Source organism: Aromatoleum tolulyticum (genome assembly GCF_900156155.1).
GTDB lineage: Bacteria > Pseudomonadota > Gammaproteobacteria > Burkholderiales > Rhodocyclaceae > Aromatoleum > Aromatoleum tolulyticum.
Window position 1 is genome coordinate 339,462 of sequence record NZ_FTMD01000003.1, and the last position, 21,243, is coordinate 360,704.

22 protein-coding genes are annotated in these 21,243 nt (G+C 67.3%); 15 read left to right on the forward strand and 7 right to left on the reverse strand.

Annotation, left to right across the window (positions count from 1 at the left end; genetic code table 11):
• The first annotated feature begins 70 nt into the window (after positions 1-70).
• The 8 genes from BW991_RS06655 to BW991_RS06690 all read left to right on the forward strand — a co-directional run bounded on the left by BW991_RS06655 (position 71) and on the right by BW991_RS06690 (position 9,156).
• Entirely contained in the window at positions 71-1,780 is a 1,710-nt protein-coding gene (locus tag BW991_RS06655; RefSeq protein ID WP_076601295.1) for an acetolactate synthase 3 catalytic subunit, read from the forward strand.
• A 20-nt stretch (positions 1,781-1,800) separates the two neighbouring features.
• Positions 1,801-2,292, forward strand: a complete 492-nt coding sequence (ilvN, locus tag BW991_RS06660; protein WP_076601296.1) for an acetolactate synthase small subunit — start codon at positions 1,801-1,803, stop codon at positions 2,290-2,292.
• Positions 2,293-2,363: 71 nt separating this feature from the next.
• Positions 2,364-3,428 carry a ketol-acid reductoisomerase gene (gene ilvC, locus BW991_RS06665; RefSeq protein ID WP_076601297.1) on the forward strand — a complete coding sequence of 355 codons (1,065 nt, stop codon included), beginning with the start codon at positions 2,364-2,366 and terminating at the stop codon, positions 3,426-3,428.
• Between the two features lie 70 nt (positions 3,429-3,498).
• Positions 3,499-4,149 (forward strand): phosphatidylserine decarboxylase, encoded by a 651-nt coding sequence (locus BW991_RS06670; RefSeq protein WP_076601298.1) that lies wholly within the window; start codon positions 3,499-3,501, stop codon positions 4,147-4,149.
• 103 nt (positions 4,150-4,252) lie between these two features.
• Positions 4,253-5,056: a CDP-diacylglycerol--serine O-phosphatidyltransferase gene (pssA, locus tag BW991_RS06675; protein WP_076601299.1), complete on the forward strand. Its 804-nt coding sequence runs from the start codon at positions 4,253-4,255 to the stop codon at positions 5,054-5,056.
• Between the two features lie 163 nt (positions 5,057-5,219).
• Positions 5,220-7,100 (forward strand): sulfatase-like hydrolase/transferase, encoded by a 1,881-nt coding sequence (locus BW991_RS06680; RefSeq protein WP_076601300.1) that lies wholly within the window; start codon positions 5,220-5,222, stop codon positions 7,098-7,100.
• Positions 7,101-7,148: 48 nt separating this feature from the next.
• Complete coding sequence (locus tag BW991_RS06685; protein ID WP_076601301.1) at positions 7,149-7,820, forward strand: response regulator transcription factor; 672 nt, start codon at positions 7,149-7,151, stop codon at positions 7,818-7,820.
• A gap of 67 nt (positions 7,821-7,887) precedes the next feature.
• Positions 7,888-9,156: a sensor histidine kinase gene (locus tag BW991_RS06690; protein ID WP_076601302.1), complete on the forward strand. Its 1,269-nt coding sequence runs from the start codon at positions 7,888-7,890 to the stop codon at positions 9,154-9,156.
• A gap of 66 nt (positions 9,157-9,222) precedes the next feature.
• Here the strand turns inward: BW991_RS06690 and BW991_RS06695 are convergent, their stop codons facing one another.
• The 4 genes from BW991_RS06695 to BW991_RS06710 are packed head-to-tail and all read right to left on the reverse strand — an operon-like array spanning position 9,223 to position 12,581.
• On the reverse strand, positions 9,223-10,173 hold the full coding sequence (locus tag BW991_RS06695) for a YcjF family protein (protein ID WP_076601303.1): 951 nt from the start codon (positions 10,171-10,173) through the stop codon (positions 9,223-9,225).
• A 55-nt stretch (positions 10,174-10,228) separates the two neighbouring features.
• Entirely contained in the window at positions 10,229-11,587 is a 1,359-nt protein-coding gene (locus BW991_RS06700; protein WP_084204985.1) for an ATP-binding protein, read from the reverse strand.
• Positions 11,584-12,246 carry a response regulator transcription factor gene (locus BW991_RS06705; RefSeq protein WP_076601305.1) on the reverse strand — a complete coding sequence of 221 codons (663 nt, stop codon included), beginning with the start codon at positions 12,244-12,246 and terminating at the stop codon, positions 11,584-11,586. The genes BW991_RS06700 and BW991_RS06705 overlap by 4 nt, the downstream gene beginning before the upstream one ends.
• A complete protein-coding gene (locus BW991_RS06710; protein WP_076601306.1) occupies positions 12,246-12,581 on the reverse strand; it encodes a PepSY domain-containing protein in 336 nt (111 codons plus the stop codon). The genes BW991_RS06705 and BW991_RS06710 overlap by 1 nt, the downstream gene beginning before the upstream one ends.
• Before the next feature lie 202 nt (positions 12,582-12,783).
• On the opposite strand from BW991_RS06710, the gene BW991_RS06715 reads away from it, so the two are divergent.
• The 4 genes from BW991_RS06715 (at position 12,784) to BW991_RS06730 (ending at position 16,358) form a co-directional block, all read left to right on the forward strand.
• On the forward strand, positions 12,784-13,197 hold the full coding sequence (locus BW991_RS06715) for a DUF1924 domain-containing protein (RefSeq protein WP_076601307.1): 414 nt from the start codon (positions 12,784-12,786) through the stop codon (positions 13,195-13,197).
• Between the two features lie 20 nt (positions 13,198-13,217).
• Positions 13,218-13,733 (forward strand): diheme cytochrome c, encoded by a 516-nt coding sequence (locus tag BW991_RS06720; RefSeq protein WP_076601308.1) that lies wholly within the window; start codon positions 13,218-13,220, stop codon positions 13,731-13,733.
• Entirely contained in the window at positions 13,730-14,467 is a 738-nt protein-coding gene (locus BW991_RS06725) for a cytochrome b/b6 domain-containing protein (protein WP_084204987.1), read from the forward strand. The genes BW991_RS06720 and BW991_RS06725 overlap by 4 nt, the downstream gene beginning before the upstream one ends.
• Before the next feature lie 355 nt (positions 14,468-14,822).
• Positions 14,823-16,358: a 2-isopropylmalate synthase gene (locus BW991_RS06730; RefSeq protein WP_076601309.1), complete on the forward strand. Its 1,536-nt coding sequence runs from the start codon at positions 14,823-14,825 to the stop codon at positions 16,356-16,358.
• Between the two features lie 59 nt (positions 16,359-16,417).
• Here BW991_RS06730 and BW991_RS06735 read toward each other — a convergent pair whose 3' ends face one another.
• Both BW991_RS06735 and wrbA read right to left on the reverse strand, forming a co-directional pair.
• Positions 16,418-16,777 (reverse strand): DUF2069 domain-containing protein, encoded by a 360-nt coding sequence (locus tag BW991_RS06735; protein ID WP_076601310.1) that lies wholly within the window; start codon positions 16,775-16,777, stop codon positions 16,418-16,420.
• Entirely contained in the window at positions 16,774-17,376 is a 603-nt protein-coding gene (wrbA, locus tag BW991_RS06740) for an NAD(P)H:quinone oxidoreductase (RefSeq protein ID WP_076601311.1), read from the reverse strand. Before wrbA ends, BW991_RS06735 begins: the two co-directional genes overlap by 4 nt.
• Positions 17,377-17,472: 96 nt before the next feature.
• Between wrbA and BW991_RS06745 the strand changes: the two genes are divergently transcribed.
• Positions 17,473-18,708 carry a YihY family inner membrane protein gene (locus BW991_RS06745; protein ID WP_084204988.1) on the forward strand — a complete coding sequence of 412 codons (1,236 nt, stop codon included), beginning with the start codon at positions 17,473-17,475 and terminating at the stop codon, positions 18,706-18,708.
• A gap of 28 nt (positions 18,709-18,736) precedes the next feature.
• Here the strand turns inward: BW991_RS06745 and BW991_RS06750 are convergent, their stop codons facing one another.
• Positions 18,737-20,263 carry a hypothetical protein gene (locus tag BW991_RS06750; RefSeq protein WP_076601312.1) on the reverse strand — a complete coding sequence of 509 codons (1,527 nt, stop codon included), beginning with the start codon at positions 20,261-20,263 and terminating at the stop codon, positions 18,737-18,739.
• Positions 20,264-20,460: 197 nt separating this feature from the next.
• On the opposite strand from BW991_RS06750, the gene rpsP reads away from it, so the two are divergent.
• On the forward strand, positions 20,461-20,712 hold the full coding sequence (gene rpsP / locus BW991_RS06755; protein ID WP_076601313.1) for a 30S ribosomal protein S16: 252 nt from the start codon (positions 20,461-20,463) through the stop codon (positions 20,710-20,712).
• A gap of 22 nt (positions 20,713-20,734) precedes the next feature.
• Entirely contained in the window at positions 20,735-21,241 is a 507-nt protein-coding gene (rimM, locus tag BW991_RS06760; protein WP_076601314.1) for a ribosome maturation factor RimM, read from the forward strand.
• Positions 21,242-21,243 lie beyond the last annotated feature (2 nt).

Genomic DNA, 21,243 nt, shown 5'->3' on the forward strand with positions numbered 1-21,243 from the left:
GCAGCCTTGACCAAACTGCGCCTGACCGGTAACGTTCAGCGTTTCGGAACGTAAGAATAGCGAGTTTGCGATGGTGCTGAGTGGAGCGGAAATTGTAATCAGGTGTCTGCAGGAAGAAAAGGTCGATTACGTCTTCGGCTACCCCGGCGGCGCGGTACTCTACATTTATGACGCACTGTTCAACCAGGACAAGGTGCGCCACGTGCTGGTGCGCCACGAACAGGCTGCCGTGCATGCTGCCGACGGCTACGCCCGCAGCACCGAGAACGTCGGCGTCGCACTGGTGACCTCCGGCCCAGGCGCCACCAATGCGGTCACCGGCATCGCCACCGCCTACTGCGACTCGATCCCGATGGTCATCATCAGCGGCCAGGTTCCGACCGCCGCGATCGGCCAGGACGCGTTCCAGGAAGTCGACACCGTCGGCATCACCCGTCCCTGCGTGAAGCACAACTTCCTGGTCAAGGACGTGCGCGACATCGCCACGACGATCAAGAAGGCCTTCTACCTCGCGAAGACCGGCCGCCCCGGCCCGGTGCTGGTCGACATCCCCAAGGATGTGTCGATGCACAAGTGCGAGTTCGAGTACCCGAAAGAGGTCTCGATGCGCTCGTACAACCCGGTCGTCAAGGGTCACCAGGGCCAGATCCGCAAGGCCGTGCAGCTGCTGCTGGAAGCCAAGCGCCCGATGATCTACACCGGCGGCGGCGTGATCCTCGCCAACGCGGCCGAACAGCTCACCAAGCTCACGCGCATGCTGGGTTTCCCGATCACGAACACGCTGATGGGCCTGGGCGGCTATCCCGCGAGCGACCGCCAGTACCTCGGCATGCCCGGCATGCACGGCACCTACGAAGCGAACATGGCGATGCACTACAGCGACGTGCTGCTCGCCGTCGGCGCCCGCTTCGACGACCGCGTGATCGGCAATCCGGACCACTTCGCCGAAGAGCCGCGCAAGATCATCCACGTCGACATCGACCCGTCGTCGATCTCGAAGCGCGTGCGGGTCGACGTGCCCATCGTCGGCGACCTCAAGGAAGTGCTCGAGGAGATGATCCGCCAGCTCGAGGCCAACGCCGCGCGCCCGAACCCCGACACGCTCGGCTCGTGGTGGAAGCAGGTCGACGAATGGCGCAGCCGCGAGTGCATGAAGTACAAGAACTCGGACGAGATCATCAAGCCGCAGTTCGTGATCCAGAAGCTGTGGGAAGTCACCGGCGGCGACGCCATCGTGACCTCCGACGTCGGCCAGCACCAGATGTGGGCCTCGCAGTACTACCGCTTCGACAAGCCGCGCCGCTGGCTCAACTCCGGCGGCCTCGGCACGATGGGCGTCGGCCTGCCCTACGCGATGGGCGCGCAGCTCGCGAACCCGGGTGCACAGGTGGCGTGCGTGACCGGCGAGGCCTCGATCCAGATGAACATCCAGGAACTGTCGACCTGCAAGCAGTTCCGCCTGCCGATCAAGATCTGCAACCTGAACAACCGCTACCTCGGCATGGTGCGCCAGTGGCAGCAGCTGTTCCACGGCGAACGCTATTCCGAGTCCTACATGGACTCGCTGCCCGACTTCGCGAAACTCGCCGAAGCCTACGGCCACGTGGGACTGAAGATCGAGCGCCCGTCGGACGTCGAGGGCGCGCTGCGCGAAGCCTTCGCGCGCAAGAACGATCTGGTGTTCCTCGACTTCCAGATCGACCAGACCGAAAACGTGTACCCCATGGTTCAGGGCGGCAAGGGGCTCACCGAGATGATCCTGTCCGCCGAAGACCTGTAAGCATCGACCAGAGACACACCATGAGACACGTCATCTCCCTGCTGATCGAGAACGAATCTGGCGCCCTGTCGCGCGTATCGGGCCTGTTTTCCGCCCGCGGTTACAACATCGAATCCCTGACCGTCGCGCCGACCGAGGATGCCTCGATGTCGCGCATGACCATCGTCACCACCGGATCGGACGACATCATCGAACAGATCACCAAGCAGCTGAACAAGCTGGTCGAAGTGGTCAAGGTCGTCGATATCTCTGAGGCCGCGCACATCGAGCGCGAGCTGATGCTCACCAAGGTCCGCGCTACCGGCAAGGACCGCGAGGAGATGAAGCGCATGGCGGATATCTTCCGCGCACGCATCATCGACGTCACCGACACGTCCTACGTCATCGAACTGACCGGCAACCAGGCGAAGCTCGATGCATTCATCAGTGCCATCGACCCGGCGCTGGTCCTGGAAACGGTGCGCTCCGGCGTCTGCGGCGTCGGCCGCGGCGACCGCATCCTGAAGGTCTGATCCACGGCCGCAGGACAGTCCGTTTCCGGACGATCGATCAACAGATTGCGACCGGCACGCCCGCCCTTATCATGGCGGCGGCCGGGCAACATCCCCACCGAAAGCAAAAAAGGAAAAGCATGAAAGTCTATTACGACAAGGACGCCGACCTCTCCCTCATCAAGGGCAAGAAGATCAGCATCATCGGCTACGGCTCGCAGGGCCACGCTCACGCCCAGAACCTGAAGGATTCCGGCTGCAAGATCACCGTCGGCCTGCGCAAGGACGGCGCGTCGTGGAAGAAGGCCGAAGCGGCCGGCCTGAAGGTCGAGGAAGTCGCCAAGGCGGTCAAGGGCGCCGACGTCGTCATGATCCTGCTGCCGGACGAGAACATCCCGGGCGTGTACTACAACGACATCGAGCCGAATATCAAGAAGGGCGCCACCCTCGCGTTCGCGCACGGCTTCAACGTGCATTACAACCAGGTCGTGCCGCGTGAAGATCTGGACGTGATCATGGTCGCGCCGAAGGGACCCGGCCACACGGTGCGCTCGGAATACCTGAAGGGTGGCGGCGTGCCGTCGCTCATTGCTGTGCACCAGGACCGTTCCGGCAAGGCCAAGGACATCGCGCTGTCTTACGCGGCGGCCAACGGCGGCACCAAGGGCGGCGTGATCGAAACCAACTTCCGTGAAGAGACCGAGACCGACCTGTTCGGCGAGCAGGCCGTGCTGTGCGGCGGCGCCGTCGAGCTGGTGAAGATGGGCTTCGAGACGCTGACCGAAGCCGGCTATGCGCCCGAGATGGCCTACTTCGAGTGCCTGCACGAACTGAAGCTGATCGTCGACCTGATGTACGAGGGCGGCATCGCCAACATGAACTACTCGATCTCGAACAACGCCGAGTACGGCGAGTACGTGACCGGCCCCGAAGTCATCAACGCACAGTCGCGCGAAGCGATGCGCGCCGCCCTGAAGCGCATCCAGACCGGCGAATACGCGAAGATGTTCATCCAGGAAGGCAAGACCAACTACCCGTCGATGACCGCGCGTCGTCGTCTGAACGCAGCCCACCCGATCGAGCAGGTCGGCGGCCAGCTGCGCGACATGATGCCCTGGATCAAGAAGAACAAGCTCGTCGACCAGTCGAAGAACTGAGACCGCTCGATGCATCAGGCCGGGCTCCGCCATGTGCGGGGGCCCGGCCTTTTTTCATATCGGATACGCAATGTCCAACAATAATTACCCTCATCCCATCCTGGCGCGCGAAGGCTGGCCCTTCATCGCGATCACGCTGGTCGTGGCGCTGGTGATCAACACCTCGGCCGGCTTCGCCTGGGCGCTGCCGTTCTGGATCCTGTTCGCCTTCGTGGTGCAGTTCTTCCGCGATCCGGCGCGCCCGATCCCGCAGGGTGCCAAGGACGTCCTGTCGCCGGCAGATGGGCGCATCGTGGCGATCGAGCCGGTGCGCGACCCCTACCTCGACCGCGACTGCGTGAAGATCAGCGTGTTCATGAACGTCTTCAACGTCCATTCGAACCGCATTCCCGTCGACGGCGAAGTCCGGCAGCGCTGGTACAACGCCGGACGCTTCGTGAATGCCGCGCTCGACAAGGCCTCGGTCGAGAACGAACGCAACGCCCTGCATCTGGTGACGCGCGACGGCCAGGACGTGACCTGCGTACAAGTCGCCGGCCTCGTTGCACGGCGCATCCTGTGCTACGTCGACCCGGGCGCCAAGGTGGCGCGCGGCCAGCGCTACGGCTTCATCCGCTTCGGCTCGCGCGTTGACCTGTACCTGCCGCCGGGGACCCGCGCACGCGTGACGATCGGCGACAAGGTCTCTGCCTCGAGCACCATCCTCGCCGAGCTTCCCTGATCGGCCGCCACCGACGGTGTGGTCATCCCGATCACCCCGCGCTGCGTTAGAATCGGCAACCGGCCACTACGCGCACCGCCCCTGCGCAGGAACGTCATATTCCATGCCACTGATCTCGAACGAAAAACGCCGCCGCGGCATCTACATCCTGCCCAACCTGTTCACCACGGCAGCCCTGTTCGCCGGTTTCTACGCAATCGTGCAGGCAATGAACCTGCGCTTCGAATCCGCCGCGGTCGCGATCTTCGTCGCCATGGTGCTCGACGGGCTGGACGGCCGCGTGGCGCGCCTGACGCGCACCCAGAGCGCATTCGGCGCCGAATACGACTCGCTGTCCGACATGGTGTCGTTCGGCGCGGCCCCCGCACTGGTGGTGTATGAGTGGGCGCTCAAGGACACCGGGAAATTCGGCTGGATCGCGGCCTTCATCTATTGCGCCGGCGCCGCGTTGCGTCTGGCCCGTTTCAATACCAACATCGACGTCATCGACAAGCGCTTCTTCCAGGGCCTGCCCAGCCCGGCTGCGGCGGCGCTGGTAGCCGGGCTGGTGTGGGTCGTGACCGACCTGGGTCTCGCCGGCCAGGACGTGCGCTGGCTTGCGGGCATGCTCACGATCTTCGCGGGCGTGTCGATGGTCAGCAACGTGCTGTTCTGGAGCGGCAAGGACATCAACCTGCGCAAGAGCGTGCCCTTCATCGTCGTGATCGCGCTGGTGATGGCGTTCGCGCTGGTGTCGAGCTACCCGCCGGGCGTGCTCTTCGGGCTGTTCCTCGTCTACGCCGGCTCCGGCTACGTCGTGTATGCGATGCGCTGGATGAAGAAGCGGCGCGCGGGAGCCAGCGCCGCCGTGCCGGCGCCGCAGCCCGCCGGCAACGGCGAGGACGAGGCGGACTCCGCTCAGAAATAGGCACTGCAGGAAGGCGGACGCCCGGACGTCCGCCCCCTCTCCCCGCCCCTGGGCGGGCCGAAGCGCCCGTCGCCCGGGACTTCACGAATTCTTCACCAGGTCTTGAGCGCCGCTTGACGGCCGGACTGCGAGCATCCTTGCCTGCCCGCATCCGGAGTCCTGCATGTCCGCCCTGCCCTCGTCCCGCAAGCTCAACGCCTATTTCCTGATCACCTGGCTGGTGGCGCTCGTGCAGCTGTTCTCGCAGCAGGGCACGGGCGACTACGCGAGCCCGGTGGTGGCCGGCTGGACGCTCGCAGCGACGCTCTCATACGCCTTCATGTACCTGCTGCCGAGCGTCGCAATCGGACATGGACTGCGCAGGCTGCTGGACGGCCGCAAGGCATTTCGGCGCGGGCCGGCGATCCTCGGCGCAGCCCTCATCGTGCTGACCGGTCTCACGCAGGTACTGCTCTTCGCGGACCGCGTGATCCACGAGATGTACGGCTTCCACATCAACGGCTTCGTCGTGAACCTGGTGTTCACGCCGGGCGGCATCGCCTCGCTCGGCGCGAGCCGCAGCACCGAGATCACCGCCAGCGCGATCATCCTCGCGCTATGTGCGCTGCAGGCCGCGGCCTGGGTGTGGGTGGTGCGGCGCGACACGACCGCAGGCGGGTGGAGGCTGCGCGGTGCGTGGGCACTCGCGCTGTTTTTCGTGCTGACCACCGGCGAGCGCATCGCCTACGGCTACAGCGAGATGTCAAACTACCAACCCATCCTGTTCGCCAGCGAGCATTTCCCGCTGTACCAGCCGCTGACCTTTCGCAACTTCGCGCAGAACCTGGGCTTCAAGGTGGATCAGGCCGGCGCGCGCAGCATGCAAGTGCGGGAAGAGAGCCTTAGCTATCCGCAGCAGCCGCTGCGCGTGACGGCGCCCGACATGCCCATGAACATCGTGTGGCTGGTCGCGGAGTCGCTGCGCTTCGACATGCTCGACCCGAAGATCATGCCGCGCCTGTGGACGTTCTCGAACGACGCCGTGCGCCTGGAAAAGCACTTCAGCGGCGGCAACATGACGCAGATGGGCGTGTTCTCGATGTTCTACGGCCTGTACGGCAACTACTGGTTCCCGATGCTGGCCGCACGCCGCGCGCCGGTGCTGATGGACGTGCTGCAGCAGCAGAACTACCAGTTCAGCCTGAACACGAGCCAACGCTTCACCTACCCGGCCTTCGACAAGACGGTGTTCGCCAACATGCGGCCGGCAGACCTGCATCCGCTCGAAGGCGGCGCGCCGGCCTGGCAGCGCGACGTGCGCAACATCGATGCGCTGATCGACTTCATCGACAAGCGCGATCCGGCCCGGCCGTTCATGACCTACATGTTCTTCGAGTCGACCCACGCGAACTACGACTATCCGCCCGAGGCGGAAATCGCCACCCCGGTGCTGCAGGACTTCAACTACCTGACGGCGGACTTCGGCGCGCAGATCGGGCAGATCAAGAACCGCTACATCAACGCGGCGCATCACGTGGACAGCCAGATCGGACGCATGATCGACCACCTGAAGAGGCGCGGCCTGCTCGACAATACGATCGTGATCGTGCTCGGCGACCACGGCGAGGAGTTCATGGAGCGCAGCCGCTGGGGCCACAGCGCGGAGTTCAACCGCTTCCAGACAAGCACGCCCGGGGTCATTCGCGTTCCCGGCCGTGCGCCGCGCGTCGTCGCCGGCATCACCAGCCACCTGGACATTCCCGCGACCCTGATGCCGCTGCTGGGAGTGCAGAACCCCGCCGAGGACTACTCGCTGGGCCATGATCTGCTCGCCGCGGATTTTCACCGCGACTACGCCGTGGCCGCCGACTGGAACCGTCTCGCCTACATCGGCGACGACTACAAGGTGACCTTCCCGGTCAATGCGATCGGCGCGGTGCGCAACGAGGCGACCGACGGCGACGATCGCCCGCTCGCCAGCGCGGACGAGGCGATCGCTGCGATCCGTTCGGCGATGGTCGAGATCATGGCGAATCTGGCACGATTCAGTCGACACCGCGGATAATGACGGGGGCGTGACGCCCCCTGCGTCCGACTGGAGACTGGAATCCGCATGCGGCTACTGTTGGTGGAAGACAACCGCGACATTCTTGCGAATCTCGCGGATTACCTCGCCCTGAAGGGCTACGAGGTGGATTGCGCGCAGGACGGGCTGACCGGACTGCATCTCGCCGCGACTCAGCAGTACGACCTGATCGTGCTCGACGTGATGCTGCCCGGCATGGACGGCTTCACGCTGTGCCAGCGCCTGCGCGACAGCGAGCGCAGTCACATACCGGTCATCATGCTGACCGCGCGCGACACGCTCGATGACAGGTTGCAGGGCTTCCGCACCGGCGCGGACGACTATCTGACCAAACCCTTCGCCCTGTCCGAACTCGCGGCCCGCATCGCCGCCGTGCTCAAGCGCACCCGGGGTGGCGGTCGGCGCGTACTCAGCGTCGCAGACTTGCAGTTCGACCTCGACACGCTCGCGGTCACGCGCGCCGGGCAGCCCCTGCACGTCGGACCGATCGGTCTGAAGCTCCTCGAACTGCTGATGCAGAAGAGCCCGAGCGTCGTCCGGCGCGAGGCGCTCGAGAGCGCGCTGTGGGGCGATTCCCCCCCCGACAGCGACAGCCTGCGCAGCCATATCCACACGCTGCGCCAGCAGATCGACAAGCCCTTCGGCTCCCCGCTGCTGCACACCGTACACGGGGTCGGCTATCGGCTGGCCGCGGCCTAGAGGATGAAGCGCTCCGGCCAAACCCCGTGCGCATGTCCGCGCACGACGACGCTGCGAAAGGTCTGACATGACGACACCGCAGAGCCTCGCGTCTCGCATCGTCGCAGCTTTCGTCCTGATGGCCGCAGTCGTCGCGGGCGTGTTCGCGCTGATCGTCGTCAACGCGATCGACACGGTGGAAACTCGCCTCGTCAGCGATGCGATGAACCGTCAGCTCGACTTCATCATCGATGAATCCGACGAGGGACGGTTTCCGGCGCTCGGTCCCGGTCTGGAACTGTACGTCGCACCGGTCGGCGCCAGCGCATCCCTGCCCGCGTGGCTCGCCCTGTTGCACGAAGGTCTGCATGAAACCGAGAACGACGACGAGGCCTATCACGTGCTCGTACGCGACCGCAGCGCCAAGCGCTATGTCCTCGTGCTCGACCAGGAGGACTTCGAACGGCGCGAGACCATGCTGTTCGTCGCGGTTACCGCCGGAGTCGTGATCTCCATCCTCGCCGCGGCCCTGCTCGGCCGGGCGCTCGCCCGCACCGTGATCTCGCCGGTCGTGCGCCTGTCGGGACAGGTGCAGCACCGCGACCAGCTGCTGCCGCTCGCACCGTCACTCGCCTCCGAATACGCTGACGACGAAGTCGGCAAGCTCGCCGCGGCGTTCGACGAGACGCTCGGAAGCCTGCGCGCGGCGCTCGAACGCGAACAGCTCTTCACCAGCGACGTGAGCCACGAGCTGCGCACGCCGCTGATGGTGATCGCCAGCTCCTGCGAGCTGCTCGAGGCGCAGAGCCTGGCGCCGCCACAGCGCGCGCAGGTCGAACGCGTCGCCCGCGCCTGCGCCGAGATGCAGGAGCTGGTGGAGACTTTCCTGGGCCTCGCGCGCGCGCCGCAGGAGCGCGGCACGAAGCTCGCGGGCACCTCACTCGCCGCCGTGGCGACCGAGCAGCTGCACCGCTGGCAACCCGAGGCGGCACAGCGCGGCCTCACACTCGATCTCGTCAGCGAAAGCGTGGACGACGGCGTCTATCCGGCCCCCCTGTTGCGCGCGGTGCTGACGAACCTCGTGCGCAATGCGATCCACTACACCGATGAAGGTTTCGTACGCGTGGTGCTGCGCAACGGCGGTTTTTCGGTGCTGGATTCCGGCGCGGGGATTCCGGAGGCGGAGCGGGCGCTGGTGTTCCGGCCTTTCGCCCGTGGTGGCAGTACGCGCGGGGACGGCATCGGCATCGGGCTGTCGCTGGTGCAGCGCATCTGCGACCGGCAGGGGTGGCAGATCACCCTCTCCCCCCGCGAAGGTTCCGGCTGCGAGTTCCGGGTCGAGCTGCGCGCCTCGTGACGCCAACTCCAGGCTCCCGACAGGCGCTTGGGGCGCGGCTGCCCGCCCCCTGAGGGCCCCAGCCGCTCAGCGCGTGAGCTCGGCGGTCAGCTTCTTCAGGTCCAGCGTGCGGGCGCGCTCGGCGATTTCCGGCGCATAGCGCTGCTGCAGCCCCTTGGCATTGTCGAAGATCTGGCCGAAGGCGGCCTTGAGCGCCGTCCCGTCGAGGCGCCGCCCGTCCGCGTAGTAGCGCTTCGCGACGTGTCCCAGTGCATAGGTCGTCGCGAACGAAAAGGCCGATCCGGTGGCCTCGCTGCCTATCGTGCGCCCGACGCGGCCGAGGACCTTGCCCAGCAGGCCGCCGACGAGCTTGCGGCCGAACTGCTCGACGTACTGCGAGGTGAGGCCGACACCGACCGTCGCGAGGAAATCGGTGATGTGGCCGCGGTCGAGTTCGAAGCCGTGGGCCTTGCCGACGCGATACACGAGGCGCGTCTGCAGCGGAATGATCGCCATCGAAGCGAGCGACTCGGGCAGCAGTTCGAGCGCACCGTTGAGGATCGCCGCATTCAGGATCATCTTGTCCAGCTCGGCCTGATCGGGCCCGGCAGGCGCCACCGGCGACGGGACTGACGGCATCTCCGGCAGGGGCTTGTCGACCGGCGCCCCGGCGAGCGCGTCGGCCTGGTTCACGATCGCGGCCGCGTCGCTGCGGCCGAGTTGCAGCAGGGCGCCGAGGCGCTCCAGGAAGGCCGTCTCGCCGGCATTGTGTACGCCGTCGGCATCGCACACGCCGACCGCCATCTCGAAGGCGAGCTGGCGCAGCTCGGGCGCATCCAGCCCGGTGACGGCCTGCTCGAGCGTCACGCGCTTCAGCAGCACGTCCTGGTACAGCGACATGACGTCGACGCCGGCACCGGCCGACAGCGACTCCGCCGTGCGCCGCACGTGGTCGCGCTCACGCGGGTCGTTGTGGCCGTCGGCGAAGGCCGCCATCAGGCAGACGGAGATCAGGGAGCGGTTCTGTTCGTGAGTCATCGTTTCTCTTCTCGCAACAACAATAGGGTTTCAGTTGGGGGCCGACCGGACGATCTCACGCGGCGGGCAGGAACAGCGCGGCACGCAGCCCGCCAGCCGGCGCCTGCCCCAGTTCGATGCGCCCGCCATAGAGCTGGGCGAGGTCGCGCACGATGCCGAGGCCGAGGCCGGAACCGGGCATCTCCTCGTCGGCACGCGCGCCGCGGGCGAACATCGCCTCGCGCGCGTCGGCCGGCAGGCCGGGACCGTCGTCGTCGATGACGATCGCGACTTCGCCTTCGCGCACCGCGACGCTCACGCCCACCTCGCGGCGCGCCCACTTGCACGCGTTGTCGATGAGATTGCCGAGCATTTCCTGCAGATCCTGCTCCTCGCCGCGGAAGGCCGCATCGTCGGGAATCGCTTCGATCGCGAAATGCAGATTGCGTTCCGCATGCACGCGCCGCATCACCCGCACCAGCCCCTCGACGGCCGGCCGCAGCGCGCTGCGCAGCCCCGGCACCTGCGTCGCCGCAGCGGCACGCGCACGCGCGAGGTGGTAATCGACCTGGCGCTGGGCCGTCGCGACCTGCTCGGCGACGAGGCGTGCGAGGGGCCCCTCCTCGCGCAGCGCGGCATTGCCCAGCACCGCGAGCGGCGTCTTGATCGCGTGCGCGAGATTGCCGGCCTGCGTGCGTGCGCGCTCGACGACCTCGGCATCGTGCTGCAGCACCGCGTTGAGCTCGTCCACCAGCGGCCGGACCTCGTTCGGGAAGGCTCCCTCGAGCCGCCGGCTGCGGCCGTCGCGCACCTCGGCAAGCTGCTCGCGCAGACGCTTCAGCGGGGCGAGGCCCACCGACACCTGCAGCAGCACCGCGGCGATCACGCCGGCCGCGAGCACGCCCAGCGCGATCACGAGCAGCCCGACGAACTCGCGTACCGGACTCGTCATGCCACGCTCGTCGGCGGCGACGATCAGCCGCAATGGCTGCGCGACGACTTCCTCCGGCTGCACGATGCGTTCCATCATCACCAGGCGTTCGCGATCCGGCCCGTCGATGCGATGCACGTGCACCTCGCCGTCACGCGGTCCGTCGGCCGGAACGGCGAGCGTCACATCCCACAGCGAGCGCGAGCGCAGCACGCCGCGGGCGGCGTCCCCGCCCTCGCGGTCCACCTGCCAATACAGGCCGGACAGGGGTCTGCGCAGGCGCGGGTCGCTCAGGTCGGTGCGCAGGGCCAAGCCCGCGTCGGGAGTGAGTTCGATGCTCGCCGTGAGCTGGTCGAGGTGGATGCGCAGTTCCGCCTCGAAGCGCTCTTCCACGTGGCGGCGGAAGAGATCCCCGAGCACGCAGCCGGTGACGGTCAGCGTCCCCAGGATCCACACCAGGCTGCCGGCCAGCAGCCGCGCACGCAGCGAGTTCCGTCCGCTCATTCCGGACATGCGAGGCGGTACCCGAGGCCGCGCACGGTCTCGATCAGGCCCGGCGGCAGCTTCTTGCGCAGACGCCCGACGAAGACCTCGATCGTGTTCGAATCGCGCTCGAAGTCCTGCGCATAGATGTGCTCGGTCAGCTCGGCGCGCGACACGACCTCCCCCTTGCGGTGCATCAAGTAGCTCAGCACACGCAGCTCGTGGCTGGTCAGCGTCACCGCCTTCCCTTCCACCGTGACCCGCCCGCCGCGCGTGTCGAGCAGCACCGGACCGCAGCGCAGCTCCGCGCTCGCATGTCCGGCGCTGCGCCGGATCAGCGCGCGCACGCGGGCGAGCAGCTCCTCCATGTGGAAGGGCTTGGTCAGGTAATCGTCGGCGCCGGCGTCGATCCCGGCGACCTTCTCGTGCCAGTTGTCGCGCGCGGTCAGGATCAGCACCGGCACCGTCCGCCCCGCCGCGCGCCACTTCTTCAGCACCGTCAGCCCGTCCATCTGCGGCAGGCCGAGGTCGAGCACGACCGCGTCGAGCGCTTCGACCTCGCCCATGAAATGCGCGTCGCGCCCGTTGTCGGCGCAATCGACCGCATAGCCGGCCTCGCGCAGCGCCTGCGACAGCTGCGCGGCCAGCGTGGGCTCGTCTTCCACGACGAGGATGTGCATCAGCGCTTCCCTCCATTGTCACCGCGCGAGCGGACGCCGAGCACGGTGCCGTCGCGCGCATCGACGTCCAGCCGCACGAGCGCGCCGCCGCTGCGCAGCAGGCGGATCTCGTAGATCCAGCGCCCGTGCTCGCGTTCGAGCTCGACCTCGACGACTTTCCCCGGATGTTCGCGCTCGACCTTGTCGAGGATCGTGCGCAGCGGCAGCACCTCCCCGCGCTCGAGGGCCGCACGCGCGCGGTCGTGATCGTGGTCGTCACCGCCGGCCGCGACCGGACCGATCGACAAGGCTGCAACGACCATCCCCACGACAGCCGATGTCACAAGCGTGCGCATCGAAACCTCCCTTCCCTGCCGCGCGCACCGTGCGCGCTGCTTTCCGGTTTCCGTTGTAAGGCGGCCGGAGTGAACCGCAGCTGAACGCCGTCTTCACCGTGCGTTCAGGCTCCGCCGCGCAAAGTACGTCCTGCAGCCAGAGCCGACACTCCGGCGATCCGATTCCAAAGACATTGTTCCACCATCAGCACAAGGAGCAAACATGAAAAGCCACCCCCTGCGGATGTTCCTGGCCGGCGCCGCCTTGCTCGCGAGCGGATTCGCCAGTGCCGAAACACCCGCCGACTTCCTCGCCCGCTACCAGACCGAGGCGCGGCAATCCACACCGGGCTTCAGCGCCTCAGCCGAACGCGGCGAAAAGTTCTTCACCGCCACGCACGGCGGCGAGTGGAGCTGCTCCACCTGCCACACCAGGAATCCCGCCGCACGCGGCAAGCACGCCAGCACAGGCAAGGCGATCGAGCCGATGGCGCCAGCAGCCAATCCCGAGCGCCTTGCCAGCACCCGCTCGGTCGAAAAATGGTTCGGGCGCAACTGCAAGGACGTGCTCGGCCGCACCTGCACGCCCGCCGAGAAGGCCGACGTCGTCGCCTGGCTGATGAATTCCCCCCGCTGACCCACACGGAGCTCCACGACATGACCGCCACCTTCCCCGCCCGCGCCCTGCGCGCACTCGCCCTGGTCGTCACCGCCGGCACAGCAGGCCTCGCGTTCGCCGACGACGACGAAGACAAGCGCCTGAACATCAATCACCCCACGTATCGCAGCGAATGCGGCAGCTGCCACATCGCCTTCCCGCCCGCGCTGCTGGGCGCCGAGTCCTGGCGCGCGATGATGGCCGGGCTCGACAAGCACTTCGGCTCGGACGCAAGCCTCGACGCCGAAACGTCGGCCGTAATCACGAAGTTCCTCGTCGCCAACGCCGCGCGGCGCGACACCGCCGGCAACGACGGCCGCCCGCAGCTGCGCATCAGCGACACCCCCTGGTTCCGCAAGGAACACCGCGACGGCCACGACGGCATCACGCCCGGGATCTTCCGCAGCGAGGCCGTCAAGAGCGCAGCCAACTGTGCCGCCTGCCACCGCAACGCCGCCGAGGGCGACTTCAGCGAACGCGACATCCGCATCCCGAAAAACGGAGCACGCTCATGAACACCAGCATCGCCTCCTCGAGCGCCGCAGGCGGAGCCTCCCGGGCCGCCGGCACGGCCGCCGCCGTGCGCGTGTGGGACGTCCCGACGCGCGTCTTCCACTGGAGTTTCGCGCTGTGCTTCGCGGGCGCCTGGCTCACATCCGACTCGGAACGGCTGCGCGACCTGCACGTGATGCTCGGCTACACCTTCGCCGGGCTCGCCGTGTTCCGCCTGCTGTGGGGCCTGATCGGCACCCGCTACGCCCGCTTCGCGAGCTTCATCTATTCCCCGCGCGAACTCGTGTCCTACCTGAAATCGCTGCTGGCGATGAAACCCCGGCACTACCTCGGTCACAATCCCGCCGGCGCTGTCGCGATCTTCGCGATGCTGGGGCTGGGCGCGCTGATCGCCCTGAGCGGCTTCGCGACCTATCAGGACATCGGCGGCGAATGGCTCGAGGAACTGCACGAAGGGGCCGCCAGCGCCATGCTCGCGATCGTCTTCGTGCATGTCGCCGGAGTCCTCGTCAGCAGCCTGCTGCACCGCGAGAACCTCGCCCGCGCGATGCTCACCGGCCGCAAGTCCGGCGCACCCACCGAGGGCATCCGCCACGCGCACCGCTTCGCCGGCGCCGCGCTCCTCGTCGCGGTGCTGGGCTTCTGGTTCGCCTACCAGAGCGGCGCGGCCGACGCGTGGCTACCGCAGCCGACCACGACCGCCGACGCGCGGGACCGGCACCACGACGACGATTAGGCGGGCATCGCGCCTTATCGTGCGCAGGCCGCTCGGGCTTCCCGGCCCGAGCGGCCTTTCGTCCGTCCCGGCCGTCACCGATAGCCGGCGGCAATCGCTCCCATATCCGTCGCGTCGCCGCTCCATCCTTGCGTTCGGCCAAATCCGCGGTTTATAGTCGTGCGCATGAACTCCGTCAGCGACCACCACCTCCTGTCGCTACGCCTTCTCCCGGCGGGCCTGCTGCTGCTCGGCCCGCTGCTGCGCCCCGCGCGCTAAATATACCCACCCACCTCGTGTTGCCCGACTTCCGCCAGCGTCCCAGCGCCGGCCGCTTGTCATATCCGGTTTTCCACCATTCCAGCAGGAGCCGACGATGAAAGACCAGTTGATCATTTTCGATACCACCTTGCGCGACGGCGAACAAAGCCCGGGTGCCTCGATGACGCAGGAAGAGAAGCTGCGCATCGCCCGCCAACTCGAACGCATGCGCGTCGACGTGATCGAGGCAGGCTTCCCCGCGGCCTCCAACGGCGACTTCGAATCGGTCCGCGCGATCGCCGAGACGATCAAGGAATCGACCGTGTGCGCGCTCGCCCGCGCCAACGAGAACGACATCCGGCGCTCCGGCGAAGCGATCCGCCCCGCCGCGCGCGGCCGCATCCATACCTTCATCGCGACCAGCCCGATCCACATGGAGAAGAAGCTGCGCATGACGCCCGATCAGGTCGTCGAGCAGGCGGTGAAGGCGATCGGCTGGGCCAAGGAATACACCGACGACATCGAATTCTCCGCCGAGGACGCCGGCCGCTCCGAGATCGACTTCCTCGTGCGCATCTTCACCGCGGTCATCGAGGCCGGCGCGAAGACGATCAACGTCCCCGACACGGTCGGCTACAACGTGCCGACGCAGTACGCGAACACCCTCCGCACCCTGATCGAGCGCGTGCCCAACTCCGACAAGGTGATCTGGTCCGTGCACTGCCACAACGACCTCGGCCTCGCGGTCGCCAACTCATTGGCCGCGGTGCTGGCCGGCGCACGCCAGGTCGAATGCACGATCAACGGCCTCGGCGAGCGTGCCGGCAACGCCGCGCTCGAGGAAATCGTCATGGCCGTGCGCACCCGCCAGGACGTCTTCCCCTGCGACACGCTCATCGACACGACGCAGATCGTGCCCGCCTCGAAACTCGTGTCCGGCGTCACCGGCTTCCCGGTCCAGCCCAACAAGGCCATCGTCGGCGCCAACGCGTTTTCGCACGAATCCGGCATCCACCAGGACGGCGTGCTCAAGCACCGCGAGACCTACGAGATCATGCGCGCAGAGGACGTGGGCTGGGGCGCCAACAAGCTCGTACTCGGCAAGCACTCGGGCCGCAACGCCTTCCGCAGCCGCCTGCAGGAGATCGGCATCGTCGTCGCGTCCGAGGATCAGCTGAACCACGCCTTCGCGCGCTTCAAGGAGCTCGCCGACAAGAAGCACGAGATCTTCGACGAGGATCTCAACGCACTCATGAGCGACGAGGGCGTCACGCCCGAACACGAGCACTTCCGCCTGCTCGCCTCGCGCTTTCACTCGGAGACCGGCGAAACCCCGCAGGCCGAACTCACGATCGCCGTCGGCGGCAAGGAAACCCGCACCAGTGCGCAGGGATCGGGCCCCGTGGATGCCGCCTTCAAGGCGATCGAGGCGGTCGCAAAGAGCGGCACCGAGCTGCTGCTGTACTCCGTGAACGCGATCACCACCGGCACCGACGCGCAGGGCGAAGTGACCGTGCGCCTGTCGCAGGACGGCAAGATCGTGAACGGCCAGGGCGCCGATACCGACATCATCGTCGCGTCGGCGAAAGCCTACCTCAATGCGCTGAACAAGCTGCACGGCAAGCTCGAGAAGCTGAACCCGCAGCTCTGACCCGCAGCTCCGACCAGTAACGGCCGCGGACAACCGTCCGCGGCCCGCACCGGACGGGATCAGGCCGAGGCGCGCCCCTGCCGCGAAGGCGCTGACACCCGCGCGTACCACACGGCACAGGCGAAGAGCAGCGCCGCCAGCACCGCTTCCGCGATCGCGAGCGTGCCGGCGAGCCCGGGGTCCGTCGCCCGCACCACCCCCTCCACCAGGTAGAGCAGTACCAGCATCGTCAGCCACTGGTAGGTATAGCGCCGCCCCTTCAGCACCCCGAGGAAGGCCCCCATCAACGGCAGCGCCTTCAGGATCATCCACGAACCGCCCGGCCGCAGCGGCGCGAGCCACGCCTCCCACAGCACGCACAACGCAATCAGCGCGACCAACAGCACTGTCGCCGCGAAGTTCAGGGTGCGCGCGCTCATGTCCGTCCCGCCGCGAGCGTCAGTGCAACCTCGGCGAGCCGCCGCCCCTGCGCAATCGCGAGCTCGATCTCATCCGCGCTCGGCGCAGGATTGCCGTCCGCCCCGGCGACATGGCTCACACCGTACGGTGTCCCCCCGGTGCGCGTGCGGTTGAGCGCCGGCTCCGTGTAGGGCAGTCCCATGATCAGCATGCCGTGATGCAGCAGCGGCATCATCATCGACAGCAGCGTCGACTCCTGCCCGCCATGCTGACTCGCGGTGGAGGTGAACACCGACGCCGGCTTGCCGGCCAGCGTACCATTCACCCACGGCCCGGCCAGGCCGTCGAGAAAGTACTTCATCGGCGCAGCCATGTTGCCGAAGCGCGTCGGACTACCGACCGCAACGCCGATGCATTCCTCGAGGTCGCGCACCTCGACGTAAGGCGGCCCCGACGCTGGAATGTCGTCCTCGACCGCCTCACACACCGTCGACACCTTGGGCACCGTCCGCACCCGCGCCGCCACGCCCGGCACCTGGTGGATTCCGAGCGCGATCTGCTCCGCGAGCGCCCGGACCGAGCCGCGATGGCTGTAATAAAGTACGAGAATTTCTTTCATCTGAACGGTCTGGATCGAATTGCGGCATTATAGCCGCCCCTCCGGCACCGCCCCGGCCCCATCCACCGCATCCGCCCCATCGGCCCCATCCACCGCATGTCCGTCATGCCCCTGCATCCCGCACGCGACTTCCTGCGCCTCGTCGCGCAGCGCTTCGTCGCCACCCGCTGCCCGCAGGTCGCCGGCAGCCTCGCCTTCACGACCCTGCTCGCGCTCGTGCCCCTCGTCACGGTCGTGATCGCCCTCTTCAGCAACTTCCCGGCATTCTCCGAACTCGGAATTTCGCTGAAGACCTTCCTGCTGGAAAACCTGCTGCCCGACCGTGCCGGCAAGATCATCGCGACCTACGCCTTCCAGTTCTCGCAAAAGGCCGCCAAGCTCACGCTGATCGGCACCGGCGCGCTGGTCGTCACGGCACTGATGCTGCTGATGACGATAGACCGCGTGTTCAACCAGATCTGGGGCGTGCGCCGCCCGCGCCCGCTGCTCACGCGCCTGACCGTGCACTGGTCGACCCTCACGCTGGGCCCGGTCGCGCTCGGCGCCAGCGCGCTCGCCACCGGCCACCTCGTCGCCAGCTCCGTCGCACTGGCCGGCAAGGGTTCGTGGGTCGTCGAAGCCTTCTCGACGCTGGTGTCGGCCGCGCTGCTGTGCGTCGTGTTCACTTTCCTGTACTTCGCAGTACCCAACCACAAGGTGCGCCCGAGCCATGCGCTCGCCGGCGGCACCACCGCGGCGCTGGCCTTCCTCGTGATGCAGCAGCTCTTCGCCCTCTTCCTCGCACGCATCCCGACCTACACGCTGATCTACGGCACCTTCGCGACGGTACCGATCTTCCTGCTGTGGCTCTACCTGTCGTGGGTGGTAATCCTGCTCGGGGCGATCCTGTGCGCGTCGCTGCCCGGCTTCTTCGAACGCACGCGGGTGCTCGCCCCCTTTGCCGGCGACCGCGCGTGGGCGGCGACCACGTTGCTGACGACCCTCGCGCGCGCGCAGGCCGAAGGCCGCACCGTAGCATTCGAACCGCTCGTCGGGGCGGCCCGCCTCAACGGCGACGAAGGCGAAAGCCTGCTCGGCGAGCTGTGCGAGGCCGGCTGGGTGGCACGCACCGACGAAGGCAACTGGCTGCTCAGCCGCGACGCCGCCGGCATCGGCCTCGCCGACGTGCTGTGCCAGCTCGCGCTGTCGCCCTCGGCGTGGCGCAAGGCCGGACGCAACGACCTGTCGCGCGATACGGCAGAACGCATCGAGAACGCACTGCGCGCCACCGACATCTCGATCGCGGCATTGGCCGCGGAGAAGGCCCAGCGTCCCGAATTGCAGGAACCTTGAACAACGTCCGGACCGGCTCGGGTCGCCACTAGATCGGGTAGGGATCGATCTCGTACTGGAACAGCTCGACGTTCGCCGTCTGCATGTCGAGGCTCAGCACGCGAGCCTGTGCCACATAGAGGTGTTCGCTTTCGTGCACCAGCACGAAGCGGCGCGACGCATAGGTTCCCGCCGGCGCGAGGATCGCCTGGTTGCGCCGCAACGCCGGCAGCGGCGGCAGAATGAGTGCGTGCGTCGTGGACTGCACCTCGCCACCGCGAAATCCTATCGTCACCGGCGTACAGGTCTGCGCCACCAGCTGCAGGCCGAGCTCGACCTGACCGGGGCTGTCGCTGCGGATCCAGCGCACGATGCACACCGACCACGGATGCCCGGCATCCCGGCGCAGCGCGACCGCCATGCCGGCACTCAGGCTGCCCGTCACGCCCTCGACGGACATCAGCGCGTACCCGCCGGGGCTCTCGTTGTACACCATCCATTCCGAGATGCGTTCCGTCGCGCCATCGGACCGGGCGGCCTCCCACACCGCGCGCAGGCCGACACACACCTGCACCGAATAGCGGTACGCCCGCCGCGACTGACCGCGATTCGGCGGCAGCGCCCAGCGATCGCGCATACGCCGCAGCAGCGAGACCATCTCGACCGGCGTCAGGCCGACCGGCAATCCGGACGCATCGGGTTCGAGCAGCTCGCCGTCGCGCTCCAGCCCCACCGCCTCGGCCTCGGCAATACGCTCCTTGAGCCAGTCGAGCTGCCCCGTGAGCGCACGCGAGACGCCGAACGCGGAAAAATGGACGAGCCCCTCGGCCACCGGCGGCGCGCTGCGGATCGTCGCAATCGGCGGCAGGTCCTCGCCGGAATCGATCCAGAAAGACGATGCGGCAGGCATCAGGGTTTCCCGCGACAGCGCCCCCTCGTCCGCAACGCCTTCCAGGTAATCGTTCGCCCACACCAGCTCGCGCGCCGTCAGGCTCTCGGGCTGCAGCACCGCCAGGGCCAGAAGGCGTTTCAGCGCATGCAGGGCATCGGCGGCAGCCGTTTCCGGCCGCGCGGATACCAGTGCGTCGAAGCCCCCCCCGGCTTCGACGATGCCATATGCCGCCAACCACAGTCCGGGCGGCGTGACGGCCCCGCCCATCGCGGCAACAACGAAGGCCTCATGTACCAGTCCCAACGCACGCGCCGTCACTGCCATCGGATCGCCGCGGCGCACCGGACGCCAACGCTCGCGCGTCGCAGCAGCCATTTCTCCCAGTTTGCCCGCGACTTCGAGCAAGGCCTCGACGAGTTCCCCTGCGACCGCATGCAGTTCGTGCGAAAGCGGCAACGCCGCATTCAGAAGGCGCGGCTTCAGGCGCCCGCACACGTCGAGAACCCTCGCCTCGAATTCGTCGATGCATTGCACGAGCGGTGCGCCGCCGGCGGCCGCTTCGGGCAGCCTCCCAAGGCGGCCCCTCAGGGCATTCAGCTCCGCATGCGGATCGTCGGCCGGCTCGCTCGCCAGCCACTCCAGCACGGAGGCCAACTGTTCGGAGACCGGATCGGATGCAGACATCGGGGTAAAATTTCCGCTCGGGGAGGTCTTAGCATTCTATTCAAGAATCACGCTCTTGAGCGGAATCCCGCGTCCCACGGGCCTTGCAGCGGAATCGGCATGCCCCGCTCGCCGACGAATCCCGATCCGCACTTGTCTCACGCGGCCGCTTGCCTTACAATCGCCTGCTTTTCGCATCTACTCATCAGGACACCCCAATGGTCGTCATTCGCCTTGCCCGTGGTGGCGCCAAGAAGCGCCCGTTCTACAACATCGTTGCAGCCGACTCGCGCAACCGCCGCGACGGCCGCTTCATCGAGCGCGTTGGCTTCTTCAACCCGATGGCAGCCGAGTCCGAAAAGGGTCTCGTGATCAACGCCGAGCGCCTGGCCTACTGGAAGCAGAACGGCGCCCAGCTGTCGCCGACGGTCGAGCGCCTGGCCAAGCAGGCTGCGAAAGCGGCCGCCTGATCCTGCCTGACTCTTCGCAGTCATGATGGTACTGGGGCGCATTGTCGCCCCTTTTGGTGTCAAGGGCTGGGTCAAGGTGCACCCCTTCGGGGACGACCCGCTCTCCTGGCGCGAAATGCCCCAATGGTGGCTCGCCGACAAGGCCGAAGCCCCCGATGAGGCGTGGCAGCCGGTGAAACTCGCCGGTTTCCGCGAGCACGGCGCGGGCCTCATCGCCTCGTTCGAAGGCGTGACGGACCGCAGCGGCGCGGAAGCGCTGCAGGGCCGCTACATCGCCGCGCCGCGCGAGGCGATGCCCGGCACCAGCGACGACGAATACTACTGGGGCGACCTGGTGGGCCTTTCGGTCGTAAACCAGTCGGGCGAATCGCTCGGCACGGTCGAGACCCTGATGTCTACCGGCGCCCACGATGTACTGCAGGTGCGCGACGGCGACGAGGAGCGACTGATTCCCTTCGTCGCCGCCTACGTGCTGAACGTGGACCTGCCGAGCCGGACGATCCGGGTCGACTGGCAAAAGGATTGGTGAAC

Excerpts from the sequence above, each read along its gene's own strand:
- BW991_RS06655 (WP_076601295.1), top strand. The coding sequence starts at position 71 with ATGGTGCTGAGTGGAGCGGAAATTGTAATCAGGTGTCTGCAGGAAGAA.
- ilvN (WP_076601296.1), top strand. The coding sequence starts at position 1,801 with ATGAGACACGTCATCTCCCTGCTGATCGAGAACGAATCTGGCGCCCTG.
- ilvC (WP_076601297.1), top strand. The coding sequence starts at position 2,364 with ATGGCGGCGGCCGGGCAACATCCCCACCGAAAGCAAAAAAGGAAAAGC.
- BW991_RS06670 (WP_076601298.1), top strand. The coding sequence starts at position 3,499 with ATGTCCAACAATAATTACCCTCATCCCATCCTGGCGCGCGAAGGCTGG.
- pssA (WP_076601299.1), top strand. The coding sequence starts at position 4,253 with ATGCCACTGATCTCGAACGAAAAACGCCGCCGCGGCATCTACATCCTG.
- BW991_RS06680 (WP_076601300.1), top strand. The coding sequence starts at position 5,220 with ATGTCCGCCCTGCCCTCGTCCCGCAAGCTCAACGCCTATTTCCTGATC.
- BW991_RS06685 (WP_076601301.1), top strand. The coding sequence starts at position 7,149 with ATGCGGCTACTGTTGGTGGAAGACAACCGCGACATTCTTGCGAATCTC.
- BW991_RS06690 (WP_076601302.1), top strand. The coding sequence starts at position 7,888 with ATGACGACACCGCAGAGCCTCGCGTCTCGCATCGTCGCAGCTTTCGTC.
- BW991_RS06695 (WP_076601303.1), bottom strand. The coding sequence starts at position 10,173 with ATGACTCACGAACAGAACCGCTCCCTGATCTCCGTCTGCCTGATGGCG.
- BW991_RS06700 (WP_084204985.1), bottom strand. The coding sequence starts at position 11,587 with ATGAGCGGACGGAACTCGCTGCGTGCGCGGCTGCTGGCCGGCAGCCTG.
- BW991_RS06705 (WP_076601305.1), bottom strand. The coding sequence starts at position 12,246 with ATGCACATCCTCGTCGTGGAAGACGAGCCCACGCTGGCCGCGCAGCTG.
- BW991_RS06710 (WP_076601306.1), bottom strand. The coding sequence starts at position 12,581 with ATGCGCACGCTTGTGACATCGGCTGTCGTGGGGATGGTCGTTGCAGCC.
- BW991_RS06715 (WP_076601307.1), top strand. The coding sequence starts at position 12,784 with ATGAAAAGCCACCCCCTGCGGATGTTCCTGGCCGGCGCCGCCTTGCTC.
- BW991_RS06720 (WP_076601308.1), top strand. The coding sequence starts at position 13,218 with ATGACCGCCACCTTCCCCGCCCGCGCCCTGCGCGCACTCGCCCTGGTC.
- BW991_RS06725 (WP_084204987.1), top strand. The coding sequence starts at position 13,730 with ATGAACACCAGCATCGCCTCCTCGAGCGCCGCAGGCGGAGCCTCCCGG.
- BW991_RS06730 (WP_076601309.1), top strand. The coding sequence starts at position 14,823 with ATGAAAGACCAGTTGATCATTTTCGATACCACCTTGCGCGACGGCGAA.
- BW991_RS06735 (WP_076601310.1), bottom strand. The coding sequence starts at position 16,777 with ATGAGCGCGCGCACCCTGAACTTCGCGGCGACAGTGCTGTTGGTCGCG.
- wrbA (WP_076601311.1), bottom strand. The coding sequence starts at position 17,376 with ATGAAAGAAATTCTCGTACTTTATTACAGCCATCGCGGCTCGGTCCGG.
- BW991_RS06745 (WP_084204988.1), top strand. The coding sequence starts at position 17,473 with ATGTCCGTCATGCCCCTGCATCCCGCACGCGACTTCCTGCGCCTCGTC.
- BW991_RS06750 (WP_076601312.1), bottom strand. The coding sequence starts at position 20,263 with ATGTCTGCATCCGATCCGGTCTCCGAACAGTTGGCCTCCGTGCTGGAG.
- rpsP (WP_076601313.1), top strand. The coding sequence starts at position 20,461 with ATGGTCGTCATTCGCCTTGCCCGTGGTGGCGCCAAGAAGCGCCCGTTC.
- rimM (WP_076601314.1), top strand. The coding sequence starts at position 20,735 with ATGATGGTACTGGGGCGCATTGTCGCCCCTTTTGGTGTCAAGGGCTGG.